9 protein-coding genes are annotated in these 15,943 nt (G+C 68.8%); 2 read left to right on the forward strand and 7 right to left on the reverse strand.

All coding sequences use genetic code 11. The features are described from left to right. Positions 1–75 precede the first annotated feature (75 nt). Positions 76–6,021 carry an excinuclease ABC subunit UvrA gene (uvrA, locus tag AC1DMS_RS26470; RefSeq protein ID WP_478181952.1) on the forward strand — a complete coding sequence of 1,982 codons (5,946 nt, stop codon included), beginning with the start codon at positions 76–78 and terminating at the stop codon, positions 6,019–6,021. 39 nt (positions 6,022–6,060) lie between these two features. Here uvrA and AC1DMS_RS26475 read toward each other — a convergent pair whose 3' ends face one another. From AC1DMS_RS26475 to gabT, 7 genes are all read right to left on the reverse strand, one after another. Next, positions 6,061–7,539, reverse strand: a complete 1,479-nt coding sequence (locus AC1DMS_RS26475) for an NAD-dependent succinate-semialdehyde dehydrogenase (protein WP_412511959.1) — start codon at positions 7,537–7,539, stop codon at positions 6,061–6,063. 218 nt (positions 7,540–7,757) lie between these two features. Beyond that, positions 7,758–8,714 carry an agmatinase gene (gene speB, locus AC1DMS_RS26480; protein ID WP_412511958.1) on the reverse strand — a complete coding sequence of 319 codons (957 nt, stop codon included), beginning with the start codon at positions 8,712–8,714 and terminating at the stop codon, positions 7,758–7,760. A gap of 15 nt (positions 8,715–8,729) precedes the next feature. Beyond that, positions 8,730–9,548, reverse strand: coding sequence for an ABC transporter permease (locus AC1DMS_RS26485; RefSeq protein ID WP_015867460.1), 819 nt, complete (start codon positions 9,546–9,548; stop codon positions 8,730–8,732). Between the two features lie 22 nt (positions 9,549–9,570). Then, the gene (locus tag AC1DMS_RS26490; RefSeq protein ID WP_374987760.1) at positions 9,571–10,815 is read right to left on the reverse strand and encodes an ABC transporter permease; all 1,245 of its coding nucleotides are present in this window, start codon (positions 10,813–10,815) and stop codon (positions 9,571–9,573) included. 31 nt (positions 10,816–10,846) lie between these two features. After that, positions 10,847–11,875 carry an ABC transporter substrate-binding protein gene (locus tag AC1DMS_RS26495; RefSeq protein ID WP_319439598.1) on the reverse strand — a complete coding sequence of 343 codons (1,029 nt, stop codon included), beginning with the start codon at positions 11,873–11,875 and terminating at the stop codon, positions 10,847–10,849. Between the two features lie 52 nt (positions 11,876–11,927). Continuing rightward, positions 11,928–13,022 (reverse strand): ABC transporter ATP-binding protein, encoded by a 1,095-nt coding sequence (locus AC1DMS_RS26500; RefSeq protein ID WP_015867457.1) that lies wholly within the window; start codon positions 13,020–13,022, stop codon positions 11,928–11,930. Between the two features lie 23 nt (positions 13,023–13,045). After that, entirely contained in the window at positions 13,046–14,338 is a 1,293-nt protein-coding gene (gabT, locus tag AC1DMS_RS26505) for a 4-aminobutyrate--2-oxoglutarate transaminase (protein ID WP_015867456.1), read from the reverse strand. Positions 14,339–14,501: 163 nt separating this feature from the next. On the opposite strand from gabT, the gene AC1DMS_RS26510 reads away from it, so the two are divergent. Further along, positions 14,502–15,911, forward strand: a complete 1,410-nt coding sequence (locus AC1DMS_RS26510; RefSeq protein ID WP_015867455.1) for an aminotransferase-like domain-containing protein — start codon at positions 14,502–14,504, stop codon at positions 15,909–15,911. The last annotated feature ends 32 nt before the right edge of the window (positions 15,912–15,943 follow it).

The raw sequence follows: 15,943 nt of genomic DNA on the forward strand, positions 1-15,943 counted from the left end.
ACAGACCATGTGACGGAGTGCACGAATACGTCACCGGCCACTCCCTAGAATGTTTGCCCCACCCCCAAGGCATTCATGACACAGGGCTCCATCCGGATTCGCGGCGCGCGCCAGCACAACCTCCAGAACCTCGACCTCGACATCCGCACCGGCGAGATGACCGTGGTCACCGGGCCCAGCGGCTCGGGCAAATCGAGCCTCGTGTTCGACACCCTCTATGCCGAGGGCCAGCGGCGCTACGTGGAGACCTTTTCCGCCTACGCGCGCCAGTTCCTGGACCGCATGGACAAGCCGGCCGTCGACAAGGTGGAGGGCGTGCCGCCCGCCATCGCCATCGACCAGACCAACCCGGTGCGCTCCTCGCGCTCCACGGTCGGCACGATGACCGAACTCAACGACCACCTGAAGCTGCTCTATGCGCGCGCGGCCCAGCTGTTCGACCGCGAGACTGCGCTGCCGGTGCGCCACGACTCGCCCGACAGCATCTATGCGCAGATCGCCGAGCGCGCGGCTGCGGCGGGCGATCCGCGGCTGGTGGTCACCTTCCCGGTCGAGCTGCCGGCCGGCACCTCGGCCGATGAAGTGACGCAATGGCTCTCGGCCAGCGGCTTCACGCGCGTGCAGTCCGAGCGCGAGGTGGCCACGCCCACCGGCCCGCGCAAGATGCTCGACGTGGTGGCCGACCGCTTCCGCATCTCGAGCGCCGAGCGCGCGCGCGTGGTGGAGGCCATCGAGGTGGCGCTCAAGCGCGGCAGCGGGCGGGTCACGGTGCATGCCACCGGCGCCGACGAGAACGCACCCGCGGACGTGTGGAAGTTCTCCACCGGCCTGCACTGCCCCGAAAGCGACATCCGCTACGCCGACCCGATCCCGTCGATGTTCTCGTTCAACTCGGCCGTCGGCGCCTGCGACACCTGCCGCGGCTTCGGCCGCGTGATCGGCGTCGACCTGGGCCTCGTGATTCCCAACGACAAGCTCACGCTGCGCGCCGGCGCGATCAAGACCATCCAGACCCCCGCCTGGAAGGAAGCGCAGGACGACCTCATGCGCCACGCCGAGGCGGCCGGCATTCCGCGCGACACGCCGTGGAACAAGCTCACCGACGAGCAGAAGCACTGGGTGATCGAGGGCACGCCCAACTACAAGGAGGGCAACTGGAACAAGCAGTGGTATGGCGTGCGCCGCTTCTTCGCGTACCTGGAGAGCAAGGCCTACAAGATGCACATCCGCGTGCTCTTGTCCAAGTACCGCAGCTACACGCCGTGCCCCACCTGCAGCGGCGCGCGCCTGAAGCTCGACAGCCTGATCTGGCGCATCGGCAGCAAGGAAGACGCGGACGCGGTGCTGGAGCCCGCCAAGCGCTTCATGCCGGCCGGCGTGAAGTGGACGCGCGCGCGGCTGGAGGCGCTGCCGGGGCTGTGCCTGCATGATTTGATGCTGCTGCCGATCGAGCGGCTGCGGCGGTTCTTCGACCGCATGGGCTTGGCTCCCTCCCCCGCCGGGGGAGGGCAGGGGTGGGGGCACGCGGCCTCTGCAAAAGCTGCGGCGGTGGTGGAGGCCGAGAGCCCCCATCCCGGCCTTCCCCCGGCGGGGGAAGGAGCAAGACAGGGCGAAGCCCAGGCGCTCAAGCTCCTCCATGAAGAAATCACCACCCGCCTGCGCTACCTGCACGACGTCGGCATCGGCTACCTCACGCTCGACCGGCAAAGCCGCACGCTGTCGGGCGGCGAGGTGCAGCGCATCAATCTCACCACCGCGCTCGGCACCTCGCTGGTCAACACGCTGTTCGTGCTCGACGAGCCCAGCATCGGCCTGCATCCGCGCGACATGAACCGCATCACCGAGGCCATGCTGCGCCTGCGCGACGCCGGCAACACGCTGGTGGTGGTCGAGCACGACCCGGCCGTGATGCTCGCGGCCGACCGCGTGATCGACATGGGCCCCGGCCCCGGCATCCGCGGCGGGCAGATCGTGTTCGACGGCAGCACCGACCAGCTGCGCGATGCCGACACGCTCACGGGCCAGTACCTGGGCGGGCGCAAGAAGATCGGCATGGGCTTCAAGCGGCTGGTGAGCGAGAACACGCACCGGCTCATCCTCGAAGGCGTGCGCGAGCACAACCTCAAGAACATCACGGTCGAGTTTCCGCTCGCGCGGCTGGTCTGCGTGACCGGCGTCAGCGGCTCGGGCAAGTCGACGCTGATCCAGGACGTGCTGGCACCCGCGCTCATGCGCCACTTCGGCAAGGCCACCGAAACGCCGGGCGCGCACGACCGCCTGCTGGGCGCCGATCACCTGGGCGATGTGGTCTTCGTCGACCAGTCGCCGATCGGCAAGACCGCGCGCTCCAATCCCGCGAGCTACGTGGGCGCATGGGACGCGATCCGCGAGATCTTCGCCACCGCCGCGCTCTCGCGCCAGCGCGGCTACACCGCGAGCAAGTTCAGCTTCAACTCCGGCGACGGCCGCTGCCCGACCTGCGGCGGCTCGGGCTTCGAGCACGTCGAGATGCAGTTCCTCTCGGACGTGTACCTGCGCTGCCCCGACTGCGACGGCAAGCGCTACCGCCCCGAGATCCTCGAGGTGAAGGTCGAACGCAAAGGGAAGAGCTACAACGTGGCCGACGTGCTCGATCTCACCGTGGCCGAAGCCGCGGCGGTGTTCGAGGCCGACCGCGACGTGCTGCGCGTGCTGCAGCCGATCTCCGACGTGGGGCTCGACTACGTCAAGCTCGGCCAGCCGGTGCCCACATTGAGCGGCGGCGAGGCCCAGCGCCTCAAGCTCGCGGGCTTCCTGGCCGAGGCGGCCAAGAGCGCAACGGCCAGCAAGCAGTCGGTCGCGCGCCGAGGCACGCTGTTCCTGTTCGACGAGCCCACCACCGGCCTGCACTTCGACGACATCGCGCGGCTGATGCGCGCGCTGCGCAAGCTGCTCGACGCCGGCCACTCGCTGATCGTGATCGAGCACAACCTCGACGTGATCCGCGCCAGCGACTGGTGCATCGACCTCGGCCCCGAAGGCGGCGAGGGCGGCGGCCGGGTGGTGGCCGAGGGCACGCCGGAGCAGTTGCGCGAGAACCGCGCCTCGCTCACCGGCGCGGCGCTGGCCGACTACGACCTGGCCATCGGCCCCGAGGCCTACAAGGTGGCCGAGCGCGCCGCGCGGCGCTACATCGCCAATGCCAAGACGGCGCCGGGCGGCCATGCGATCGAGATCGTTAACGCGCGCGAGCACAACCTGAAGAACCTCAGCGTGAACATTCCGCGCGGCAAGTTCAGCGTGGTGACGGGCGTGAGCGGCTCGGGCAAGTCGACGCTGGCCTTCGACATTTTGTTCAACGAAGGGCAGCGGCGCTATCTCGAATCGCTCAACGCCTATGCGCGCAGCATCGTGCAGCCCGCGGGCCGGCCCGAAGTGGATGCGGTCTACGGCATTCCGCCCACGGTGGCCATCGAGCAGCGCCTGTCGCGCGGCGGGCGCAAGAGCACGGTGGGCACCACCACCGAGGTCTGGCACTTTTTGCGCCTTCTGTACGTGAAGCTCGGCATCCAGCACTGCATCCACGACGGCGCGGCGGTGCAGCCGCAAACGCCCGACAGCATCGCCGCGCAGCTGATGCGCAACTTCAAGGGCCAGCACATCGGCCTGCTCGCGCCGCTGGTGAGCAACCGCAAGGGCGTGTACACCGAGCTGGCCGACTGGGCGCGGCCGCGCGGCTTCACGCACCTGCGCGTGGACGGCGACTTTTTGCCGACCACCGGCTTTCCGCGCATCGACCGCTTCAAGGAGCACAGCATCGAGCTGCCGGTGGCCAGCCTCGACGTGCTGCCCTCGAAGGAGACCGAGCTGCGCGAGGCGCTCACCAAGGCGCTCGAACACGGCAAGGGCGTGGTGCATGTGCTGAGCCAGCTCGACGGCCTCAAGGCCGCGATGATGGCCGGCGCACCGGCCTCGGGCATCGGCCGCGTCAACGTGTTCTCCACGCTGCGCGCCTGCCCGGTCTGCAGCACCAGCTACGCAGAGCTCGATCCGCGCCTGTTCAGCTACAACAGCAAGCACGGCTGGTGCCCCGACTGCGTGGGCACCGGCGTCAAGCTCAGCAAGGACCAGCGCAAGGTCTTCGACGACTCGATCCGCGACGACGACAACAAGGGCCGCGAACAGACCTTCGCCGAGCCCGAGATCGAAGACCTGGCCGATACCGCCTGCCCGACCTGCGAAGGCACGCGGCTCAATGCCACGGCGCGCGCGGTGGGCTTCGGCGCATCCGTCGCCGACGGCATGGGCGGCATCGGCATCACCGAGCTCGCGCGCATGAGCGTGACCGAGGTGCGGCAGTGGTTCGAGGGCCTCGCGCTCACGGGCCGCGAAGCCGAGATCGCGCGCGACCTGGTGCCCGAGATCAGGAGCCGTCTCGAATTCCTCGAAGAAGTGGGCCTGGGCTACCTCACGCTCGACCGCGGCGCGCCCACGCTGAGCGGCGGCGAGGCGCAGCGCATCCGCCTGGCCGCGCAGCTCGGCAGCAACCTGCAGGGCGTGTGCTACGTGCTCGACGAGCCGACCATCGGCCTGCATGCACGCGACAACCAGATCCTGCTGGACGCGCTGCACAAGCTCGGCGACAAGGGCAACACGCTGGTGGTGGTGGAGCACGACGAAGACACCATCCGCCGCGCCGACCACATCATCGACATCGGCCCGAGCGCCGGCAAGCGCGGCGGCCGCCTCGTGGCCGAGGGCTCGGTCGCCGACATCCAGAAGGCGGGCGATTCGCAGACCGGGCGCTACCTGCGCGATGCGATCAAGCATCCCTTGCACGAACGGCGATTGGTTCCTCTCCCTCCCCTTCCGGGGGAGGGCCGGGGATGGGGCACAACGGCCTCGAAGAAGACCGCTGGCCGTGCAAACGCCGCGAGCCCCCACCCCTCCCCTCCCCCGGGAGGGGAGGGAGCGAGTGCCAATGCCTGGCTCACGGTGCACGGCGCCGATCTGCACAACCTGCAGGACGTGACCGCCACGCTGCCGCTGCACCGCCTGGTGGTGGTGACGGGCGTGAGCGGCTCGGGCAAGTCCACGCTCGCGCGCGACGTGCTGCTGGCCAGCGTGCATGGCATCGTGGTCCAGCGCATGACCAAGGCCGGCCGCGACGCCGACGCCGCGGGCAAGCGCCCGGCCTGGTCCGGCTGCGAGCGCGTCGAAGGCTACGAGAGCATCGACCGCGTGCTCGAGGTCGACCAGACCCCCATCGGCAAGACGCCGCGCAGCTGCCCGGCCACCTACATCGGCTTCTGGGACACCATCCGCAAGCTGTTCGCCGACACGCTCGAAGCCAAGGCGCGCGGCTACGGCCCGGCACGCTTCAGCTTCAACACCGGCGAAGGCCGCTGCCCCGGCTGCGACGGCGCCGGCGTGCGCACCATCGAGATGAGCTTCCTGCCCGACGTGAAGGTGCCCTGCGAGGTCTGCCATGGCGCGCGCTTCAATCCCGAAACGCTGGCCGTGAGCTGGCGCGGCAAGAGCATCGGCGAGGTGCTGCAGATGGAGGTGGACGAGGCGGTCGAGTTCTTTGCGGCCATGCCCAACATCAGCCATCCGCTGCAGCTGCTGAAGGACGTGGGGCTGGGCTACCTCACGCTGGGCCAGCCTTCGCCCACGCTCTCGGGCGGCGAGGCGCAGCGCATCAAGCTGGTGACCGAACTGAGCAAGGTGCGCGACGACGTCACGCGCCGTGGCCAGAAGGCGCCGCACACGCTGTACGTGCTCGACGAGCCGACCGTGGGCCTGCACATGGCCGACGTCGAGAAGCTGATCCACGTGCTGCACCGGCTGGTGAACGGCGGCCACAGCGTGGTGGTGATCGAGCACGACCTCGACCTGATCGCCGAGGCCGACTGGATCATCGACCTCGGGCCCGAGGGCGGCAACGCCGGCGGGCGCATCGTGGCCGCGGCGCCGCCGGAGGAAGTGGTGCGGCTCGGCACGCACACCGGCGTGGCCCTGGCGCCGGTGCTGGCGCGGTAGCGGGCAGGGCGGGGCGCGGGCCCCGCCTTTCCTCGCTTCCTATTTCTGGATGTCGCCGAGGCAGAGATACTTGATCTCGACGTAGTCGTCCATGCCGTGGTGCGAGCCTTCGCGTCCCAGGCCCGACTGCTTCACGCCGCCGAAGGGCACATGCTCGGTGGCGATCACGCCGGCGTTGATGCCCACCATGCCGTATTCCAGCGCTTCCGCCACGCGGAAGATCCGGCCGACGTCGCGGGTGTAGAAGTAGCTCGCGAGGCCGAACTCGGTGTTGTTCGCCGCATCGATGCCCTCCTGCTCGGTCTTGAAGCGGAACACCGGCGCGAACGGCCCGAAGGTTTCTTCGCGCGCGCACAGCATGTCGGCGGTGGCGTCGGCAATCACGGTGGGCTCGAAGAACTGGCCCTGCATCCGATGGCCGCCTGCCAGCACGCGGCCGCCCTTGGCAACGGCGTCGGCCACATGCCGCTGCACCTTGTCGATGGCCGCGTCCTCGATCAGCGGGCCCTGCACCACGCCATCTTCAAAGCCGTTGCCGACCTTCAGCGCCTTGACCTTGGCCGCGAACTTCTCGACGAAGGCATCGTAGATGCCTTCCTGCACATACAGCCGGTTCGCGCACACGCAGGTCTGGCCGGCGTTGCGGTACTTGCTGGCCATGGCGCCTTCGACGGCCGAATCCACGTCCGCATCGTCGAACACCAGGAAGGGCGCGTTGCCGCCCAGTTCCAGCGACAGCTTCTTGACCGTCGGCGCGCACTGGCTCATGAGGATGCGGCCCACTTCGGTGGAGCCCGTGAAGCTCAGGTGGCGCACGACGCCGCTCTCGCATAGCTCCTTGCCGATCGCGATGCTGTTGCCGCTGTCGGCCGTGAGCACGTTGAGCACGCCCGCCGGAATGCCGGCGCGCATGGCCAGTTCGGCGGCGGCCAGCGCCGTGAGCGGCGTGAGCTCGGCCGGCTTGATGACCACCGTGCAGCCCGCGGCCAGCGCCGGCGCCACCTTGCGCGTGATCATGGCGAGCGGAAAATTCCACGGCGTGATCGCCGCGCACACGCCGATGGGCTGCTTCATCACCAGGAGGCGCCGGTTGTTGTCGAACTGCGGCAGCACCTCGCCGTTCACGCGCTTGGCTTCCTCGGCAAACCACTCGACGAAGCTCGCGCCGTAGACGACCTCGCCCTTGGCCTCGGCAAAGGGCTTGCCCTGCTCGGCGGTCATCAGGCGGCCGAGGTCTTCGGTGTTGGCGATCAAGAGATCGAACCACTTGCGCAGCACGATGCTGCGCTCCTTGCCGGTCTTGCCGCGCCAGGCGGCCAGGGCCTTGTCGGCGGCGGCAATGGCATGCGCGGCATCCGCGCGCGTGAGATTGGCCACGTCGACCAGCTTGCGGCCGGTGGCCGGGTCGTTCACATCGAAGCGGCTCGCGCCCGCTGTCCATTCGCCAGCGATCAGCGCATCGGTCTTGAGCAGGGTCGGATCGTTCAGCAGTGCGAGGGGAGAGGTCTTCATGTTCATGGTGTCAGGCCTTGTCAATGTTCTATTTGGGTTGGAGTGAAGGTCAGGGCGCGGTACTCGAGCGGCCAGCAGAACGACCGCGCCCATGTGCGAATGGCATCGGGTGCTCCCCGCAGCGAAATTAAGGAGGAGCCCGAAGGGCGGGGGACATTCGCGGAGGGGAGTACCCGGTGGCCTTTGCACGCGCCCTGAAAACAGCAGCGTCCACGCAAAGCCCCTCACCGATAAGGCACCCCGGGCAGCACACACAACATCTCATACAGAAGATTGGCCCCGAGCAGCGCGGTGTTCCCGCTGACGTCGTAGGGCGGACTCACCTCCACCAGATCGGCCCCGACGACGTTCAAGCCCCGACAGCCGCGCACGATCTCCAGCGCCTGTGGCACGGTGAGCCCGCCGATCTCGGGCGTGCCGGTGCCGCCGGCAAACGAAGGGTCGATGCCGTCGATGTCGAAGCTGATGTAGACCGGGTGCGCCGGCCCGATGCGCTCGCGCACCTGCGCCATCAGCGGCGCCAGCGACTGGTACCAGACCTCGTGCGCCTGCACCACCGTGAAGCCCTGCTGGCGCGGCCAGTCGAAATCGTCCGCCGCGTAGCCGGTGCCGCGCAGGCCGATCTGCCAGACCTTGTCGCAGGCCAGCAGGCCTTCCTCGACCGCGCGCCGGAACGGTGTGCCGTGGGCAATGCGCTCGCCGAACATGTCGTCGTTGACGTCCGCATGCGCATCCACATGCACCAGCGCGACCGGGCCATGCTTGCGCGCCACCGCGCGCAGGATCGGCAGCGCAATGGTGTGGTCGCCGCCGAGCGTCAGCGGCGCGCAGCCGGCGGCCAGCACCGCGCCGTAGAAGTCCGAGATGATGTCGATCGATTTTTCGAGCGAATAGGTGTTGATCGGCACGTCGCCCAGGTCGGCCACGTTCAGCTTGTCAAAAGGCGCGGCGCCGGTGGCCATGTTGTAGGGCCGCAGCAATGCCGATTCGGCGCGGATCTGGCGCGGCCCGAAGCGCGCGCCCGGCCGGTTGGAGGTGCCGATGTCCAGTGGCACGCCGATGAAGGCCGCGTCCAGCCCCTCAGGCGAAGTTGCGGACGGCAGCCGCATCATCGTGCCGGGGCCGGCGAAGCGCGGCATCGTGTTGCCGCCGAGCGGCTGGTTCGGTGAGGCGGTGGGCATGGTGCGTGTGCGGGTTCAGCGCCGCCGGCCGCGCAGCCATTCGAGCGCGAGCAGCAGCGTGGTGGTGAAGACGATCAGCAGCGTTGCCACGGCGGCGATGGTGGGCGAGATGTTCTCGCGGATGCCGGTGAACATCTGGCGCGGCAGCGTGACCTGGTCCGGCCCCGCGAGGAACAAGGTGACCACCACTTCGTCGAACGAGGTGGCAAAGGCGAACAGCGCGCCCGAGATCACGCCCGGCGCAATCACCGGCAGCGTGACGCGCATGAAGGTTCTGAACGGCGTTTCGCCCAGGCTCAGCGATGCGCGCACCAGGTTGTGGTTGAAGCCGGCCAGCGTGGCCAGCACGGTGGTCAGCACAAAGGGCGCACCCAGCGCCGCATGCACCACGATCAGCCCGATGTAGGTGTCAGCCAGCCCGAGCGGCGCGAAGTAGAGATACGTGGCGACGCCCACCACCACGATCGGCACCACCATCGGCGAGATCAGCACGCTCATGAGCAGGCCCTTGAAGGCGAAGCTCGTGCGCGACAGCCCCACCGCCGCCAGCGTGCCCAGCACGGTGGCCAGCACCGTGGCGGCGGGCGCAACGATGAAGCTGTTGCGTGCCGCGCGCCCCCACTCGGGCGAATCGAAGAGGTTGCGGTACCACTGCAGCGACCAGCCCCGGATCGGGTAGGCCAGGAACGAGCTGTCGGAGAACGACAGCGGAATCACCACCAGGATCGGCGCCAGCAGGAAGGCCAGCACCGCGATGCAGCCCGCGCGCACCGCCCACCAGCCGAGCTTGTCGGCGAAGGTGGCATAGGCCGGGAATTGGGGAAGCTTGAACATGCGTGTGTGTCCTTCGTGCCGCTCAGCCGAGGCTCAGCTCGGCCTTGCCGATGCGGCGGTACACGGCATACAGCACCAGCGTGGCGGCGAGCAGCACGGCGCCCAGCGCGCAGGCCATGCCCCAGTTGATTTCCACGTTGGTGTAGCGCGCGATGTAGTAGCTCAGCATCTGGTCGTCCGCGCCGCCGAGCAGCGCCGGCGTCACGTAGTAGCCGATGGCCAGGATGAACACCAGCAGCGCGCCGGCACCGATGCCCGGATAGGTCTGCGGCACGTACACGCGGAAGAAGGCCGCCAGCGGCGAGCTGCCCAGCGAGACGGCCGCGCGCAGGTAGGTGGGCGGCACGCTCTTCATCACGCTGTAGAGCGGCAGGATCATGAAGGGCAGCAGGATGTGCACCATCGCGATGATCACGCCGGTGCGGTTGAACAGCAGCGCCAGCGGATGGTCGATCAGGCCGATGCCCATGAGGCCGCGGTTGACCAGCCCCTCGGACTGCAGCAGCACGATCCAGGCCGCCACGCGCACCAGGATGGAGGTCCAGAACGGCACCAGCACCAGGATCATCAGCACGTTGGCCTTGCGCGCCGGCAGCGTCGACAGCCACCAAGCCAGCGGATAAGCCAGCAGCAGGCAGAAGAAGGTGACCACCGCGCTGATGTTGAAGGTGCGCAGCAGGATGCCGGCAAAGGCGCGCTGGTCGGCGGGCATGCGCTCCACCTCGCCGGCCACGTCGCGCCGCAGGTCGACCGAGGCGAGCAGGTAGTCGGGCGTCCAGCGCGAACCGTTCTTGGCAATCGCCTGCCAGAACGGCAGCTCGCCCCAGCGCGGATCGATCTCCAGCATGCGCGCCTTGACCTCGTCCGGCGTACCGGCGATCGGCAACGCCCGGAAGGTGCCCATCACCAGCGAGCGGGCGCCGGCGATTTCGGTGTTGAGGCGGCGCGCCAGGGCGCCCGCGTCGGAGCTGTCGGGCAGCTGGGCGAGGTCGGCCGCGATGGCGGCATAGGCCGCGGGCGCGGGTGCCTCCTTGCGGTTCCAGCCGTCGAGCGCGCGCACGGTGCGCGGCAGCGCGTTGGCGACCTCGGGGTTCTCGACCGCGCGCTGCAGCAGCGCCACGATCGGCACCAGCAGCGTCAGGAGCAAAAACACCAGGAGCGGCGCCGTGAGCGCAAAGGCGCGCCACTTGCGGCGCGACTCGGCGCGCGCCAGCGCACGCCGGAGCTCGCCCGGCGGCGCCTCTGCGAAGGCCTGGGGGACAGGCATTGCCGCTTGCATGGCCTCTTGCCTTGCGCGCTTACTGCGTGGCCCAGGACGCGAAGCGCTTCTCGAGCGCCTCGCCCTGGTCGGCCCAGAAGCCGACGTTGAACTGCAGCGCGTCCTTGGCGTTGGTGGCCGAGGTCGGCAGGTCGGCCAGCACCTTGGGGCTCAGCGAAGCCAGCGCCTTGGTGTTGGTGGGGCCGTAGGCGATGTTCTGGGCATAGACCGCCTGGTTGGCCGGCTGCATCGCGAACTGGATGTACTTGAGCGAGGCTTCCTTGTTGGGCGCGCCCTTCGGGATCACCAGGTAGTCGAGGTCGTAGATGCCGCCGGGCCAGTAGATCTTGAGGTCGCGGCCTTCGCGGTTGGCCGCGTCGATGCGGCCGTTGTACACGGTGGTCAGCACCACGTCGCCGGCCACCAGGAACTGCGGCGGCTGGGCGCCGGCTTCCCACCACTGGATGTTGGGCTTGAGTTCGGTGAGCTTCTTGAACGCGCGCTCGGCGCCGTCCTTGGTGGCGAGCACCTTGTAGACATCGGCCGGCTTCACGCCGTCGGCCATGAGCGCGAATTCGAGGTTGTAGCGCGCGCCCTTGCGCATGCCGCGCTTGCCGGGGATCTTCTTCACGTCCCAGAAATCGGCCCAGCTGGTGGGCGCGGTCTTGAGCTTCTCGCCGTTGTAGGCCATCACGGTCGACCACACGAACAGGCCGACGCCGCAGTCGGTGACCGCGGCCGGCAGGAAGTCGGCCTTGCTGCCGATCTTCGAATAGTCGAGCTTCTCGAACAGGCCCTCGTCGCAGCCGCGGGCGGCGTCGGGCGACTCGACCTCGACCACGTCCCAGGTGACCTTCTTGGTCTCGACCATGGCCTTGATCTTGGCCTGCTCGCCGTTGTATTCGACCGGGATGATCTTGGTGCCGGTCTTTTCGTAGGGCTCGTAGTAGGCCTTCTTCTGGGCGTTGGCGTTGGCACCGCCGAAGTTGACCACGGTGAGCTGCTGCTGGGCCAAGGCCGGCAGCGCGAAACCGGCGGCGGCGATGCAGGCGAGAAGGGTCTTTTTCATGATGGGAATCTTCCTGGGTGATGAAAGGAAACGGGGGAACAACGAGCCGGATTCAGTGGGCATAGATGCGCGCATGCGCCATCGGGAATTCGAGCACCACCGCTTCGCCGGCCTGCGGTGCGGCGGTGCCGCCCGCGCCATCGAGCGGCAGCTTCACGGTGGCGTCGGCCTGGCCGTCGCCCACGCTGCACAGCAGCCGCAGGTGGTCGCCGAAGTAGATGACGCGCGACACCTGGGCGGCGAGCATGTTGGCGCCCTGTGCGGCCGGGCCGCGGTGCAGCACCACGCGCTCGGGGCGGATGCAGGCCTCCACAGCCGCGCCCGCGGCCGCACCGCCGACGTTGAGCCCGTGCAGCACGCGGCCGTCGGGCAGCGTCATCTCGGCGCGCTCGCCGCCGCGGCCCAGCTGGCCCTTGAGCACCGTGCTGTCGCCGACGAAGCCGGCCACGAAGCGGTTGGACGGCGTCTCGTACAGCCCGTCGACCGTGTCCAGCTGCTGGATCACGCCTTCGTTGAACACCGCGACGCGGTCGCTCATGGTGAGCGCCTCGCCCTGGTCGTGCGTCACGTAGACGAAGGTCACGCCCAGCTGGCGGTGCAGGTCCTTGAGCTCGAGCTGCATGTGCTCGCGCAGCTGCTTGTCGAGCGCGCCGAGCGGCTCGTCCATCAGCACCAGCTGGGGCTCGAACACCAGCGCGCGCGCCAGCGCCACGCGCTGCTGCTGGCCGCCCGAGAGCTGGCCGGGCAGGCGGTCGGTCATGCCGCGCAGCTGCACCATGTCGAGCGCGCGCTGCACGCGGCGCTGCTGCTCGGCCCTGGGCACCTTGCGCACGGTCAGTGGATACGCCACGTTCTGCCCCACGCTCAGGTGCGGAAACAGCGCGTAGTTCTGGAACACCATGCCGAAGTTCCGCTTGTGCGGCGGCGTGCCGGTGATCGGCTTGCCGTCGAGCAGGATCTCGCCCGAGGTCGGCGACTCGAAGCCCGCCAGCATCATCAGCGTGGTGGTCTTGCCCGAACCCGAAGGGCCGAGCAGGCTCAGGAACTCGCCGCGGTGGATGTCCAGGTCGAGCTGGCGCACCACCAGGTGCTCGCCGTCGTAGGTCTTCTGGACACGCTGGAAGCGCACCAAGGGTTCTGCTGTCATGGAAGATTTCAGGAAAGGGTCGGTCAGCGCAGCGCGGCGAAGCTGTCCGCGAGAAGCGCCAGGCCTTCGTCCACAAGCAAGTCGGATGCCGTGAGCGGCACCAGCACGCGAATTACATTGCCATAGGTGCCGCATGACAGCAGGATTAACCCGCGCCGCGCCGCCTCCGCGACCACCCGGCGGGTCAGCCCGGCGTCAGGCCGCGCGGTGTCGCCGTCTTCGAACAGCTCGATCGCCACCATGGCGCCGAGCCCGCGCACGTCGCCGATGGCCGGCACCCCGGCGGCGATGCGGCGCAACCCGGCCGTGAGCCGCCCGCCCAGCGCCCGGCTGCGCGCCAGCAACTGCTCGTCATCGAACACCTTGAGCACCGCGAGCGCCGCGGCGCAGCCGATGGGGCTGCCCGCATAGGTGCCGCCCAGGCCGCCGGGCGCGGGCGCATCCATCACCTCGGCGCGGCCCACCACGCCGGAGATCGGAAAGCCGCCCGCCATCGACTTGGCGGTGGTGATCAGGTCCGGCGCCACCGGCCACTGCTCGCTCGCAAACCAGGTGCCGGTGCGCCCGGCGCCGGTCTGCACTTCGTCGGCGATGATCAGGATGCCGTGGCGGTCCGCCAGCGCGCGCAGGCCCTCGACGAAGTCGTTGGGCGCCACGTAGAAGCCGCCCTCGCCCTGCACCGGCTCCAGGATGAAGGCCGCCACGCGCTCGGGCTCGATGTCGTTCTTGAACAGCAGCTCGACCGAATGCAGTGCATCGTCCACGCTCACGCCGTGCAGCACGTTCGGGTACAGCGCATGGAACACCTCGCCCGGGAACGGGCCGAAGCCGAGCTTGTAGGGCGCCACCTTGCCGGTCAGGCCGAGCGTCATCATGGTGCGGCCGTGATAGCCGCCGTTGAAGGCAATGACGCCGGGCCGCCGGGTGTGGGCGCGGGCGATCTTGACCGCGTTCTCGACCGCCTCGGCGCCGGTGCTCAGGAAGATCGACTTCTTCGCGAAATTGCCCGGCGCCAGCGCGTTCAGGCGCTCGGCCAGCTCCACGTAGGGCTCGTAGGCCAGCACCTGGAAGCAGGTGTGCGAATAAAGATCGACCTGCGCCTTCACGGCGGCGCTGATCTCCGGATGGCAGTGGCCGGTGTTGAGCACCGCGATGCCGCCGGCAAAGTCGATGTAGCGTCGCCCCTCGACGTCCCACACTTCCGCGTTGGCGGCGCGGCTGACGAAGATCTCATGGGCCTGGCCGACGCCGCGGGCCACGGCCGCATTGCGGCGGGCCATGAGGGCGGCATTGCTGAGGTGGGGTTCGCGTTGCATGGGTGCGGCCTGTGCTTTGAAGAAGGAATGCCGGCACTCTAGGTCCCACGAATCGATCCAGCCATGTACACCGGAAGTGATCGCCCGGAAGACTGTACTGGTCTTGTATCCTGTACATACTTTCCTCAATATGGTGCAGGCCGGACTGCTGCAGACGCCCCCGATGCTCATTCTTCGCCCCGAACAGCCGACGCCGCTGGTCAGCCAGATCGTGGAAGGGTTACGCGGACTGATCGGCTCCCAGAAGCTCAAGGCCGACAGCAAGTTGCCGTCGATCCGCGCCTTTGCCGCGACCCACGGCGTCAGTGTGTTCACGGTGGTCGAGGCCTACGACCGGCTGGTGGCGCAGGGCCTCCTGGTCTCGCGCGCCAACGCCGGCTTCTTCGTCAAGCGGCGCATCGAGGACAGCGCCGCCGGCGCGGCCAGTGCGCCCCGCCCGGACCCCCGCTTCGACGCCCGCTGGTACCTGCAGCAGATCTTCGAGAACCGCAACCTGCCGCTCAAACCCGGCTGTGGCTGGCTGCCGCACGACTGGCTGTTCGAGGACGGCATGCGCCGGAGCCTTCGCCACCTGGCTTCCGAAGGCGCCGACATCGGCGGCTACGGCCTGCCCTTCGGCCACATGGCGCTGCGCATGGCGACGGCCGAGGCGCTCTCGGAGCAGCAGATCGTGGTCGACGCCGCCCAGGTGCTGCTGACCCAGGGTTCCAGCCAGGCGCTGGACCTGGTGGCGCGCCGCCTGCTCAAGCCGGGCGATTCGGTGCTGGTGGACGACCCGGGCTATCCGAACCTGATGTTCATGCTCCGCTTCCTGGGCGTGGAGATCGTCGGCGTGCCGCGCATCCCCACGGGCTACGACATGCCGGCGCTCGAGGCGCTGCTCGCGGCGCATCGGCCCAAGGCTTTCTTCACCCAGCCCCGGCTGCAGAGCCCGACCTGCTCGATGGCCTCGCTGCCGCAGCTGGTGCAACTGCTGCAGCTCGCGCAGGCACACGACTTCACGCTGGTCGAGAACGACATCTATGCCGAGATGGACGCCTCGATGCGCCCCTCGCTCGCCAGCCTGGGACAGCTGCGCCGCGTGGTCTACGTGGGCAGCTACTCGAAGACCATCTCGCCCAACATCCGCGTCGGCTACGTGGTCGCCCGGCCGGAGCTGCTCGAAGAGCTGGCGCAGCTCAAGATGATCTCGGGCCTGACCTCGTCCGATATCACCGAGCGGCTGGCCTTCGGCATCGTGACCGATGGCCGCTGGCGCAAGCACCTCAAGTCGCTGCGCGAGCGCCTCGCGCAGGCGCAGGGCAGCGTCGCGCGGCGGCTGGACGGGCTGGGCTTCGAGCTGTTCCACGAAGCCGCGGCCGGCATGTACCTGTGGGCGCGGCACCCGGACATTGCCGACAGCGCCGAGCTCTCGCGGCGCGCCGCGGCCGAGGGCATCATGCTCGGCCCGGGCCAGCTGTTCCTGGTCAATCCGCATCCCACCGGCTGGCTGCGCTTCAACGTGGCCTTCAGCGAAGACGAGCGGCTCTGGCGCTTCCTGGAGCGCAGCATCGAAGAGCACAGGCACGACTGAAGCCGTGCTTCCGCCAGGACCCGGCGGGGGCT

Source organism: Variovorax sp. 05T418, assembly GCF_056396385.1.

Bases quoted from the DNA above. Each gene is read 5' to 3' on its own strand.
- AC1DMS_RS26510 (WP_015867455.1), top strand. From the start codon at position 14,502: ATGCTCATTCTTCGCCCCGAACAGCCGACGCCGCTGGTCAGCCAGATC.
- AC1DMS_RS26485 (WP_015867460.1), bottom strand. From the start codon at position 9,548: ATGTTCAAGCTTCCCCAATTCCCGGCCTATGCCACCTTCGCCGACAAG.
- AC1DMS_RS26475 (WP_412511959.1), bottom strand. From the start codon at position 7,539: ATGAACATGAAGACCTCTCCCCTCGCACTGCTGAACGATCCGACCCTG.
- speB (WP_412511958.1), bottom strand. From the start codon at position 8,714: ATGCCCACCGCCTCACCGAACCAGCCGCTCGGCGGCAACACGATGCCG.
- AC1DMS_RS26490 (WP_374987760.1), bottom strand. From the start codon at position 10,815: ATGCCTGTCCCCCAGGCCTTCGCAGAGGCGCCGCCGGGCGAGCTCCGG.
- AC1DMS_RS26495 (WP_319439598.1), bottom strand. From the start codon at position 11,875: ATGAAAAAGACCCTTCTCGCCTGCATCGCCGCCGCCGGTTTCGCGCTG.
- AC1DMS_RS26500 (WP_015867457.1), bottom strand. From the start codon at position 13,022: ATGACAGCAGAACCCTTGGTGCGCTTCCAGCGTGTCCAGAAGACCTAC.
- uvrA (WP_478181952.1), top strand. From the start codon at position 76: ATGACACAGGGCTCCATCCGGATTCGCGGCGCGCGCCAGCACAACCTC.
- gabT (WP_015867456.1), bottom strand. From the start codon at position 14,338: ATGCAACGCGAACCCCACCTCAGCAATGCCGCCCTCATGGCCCGCCGC.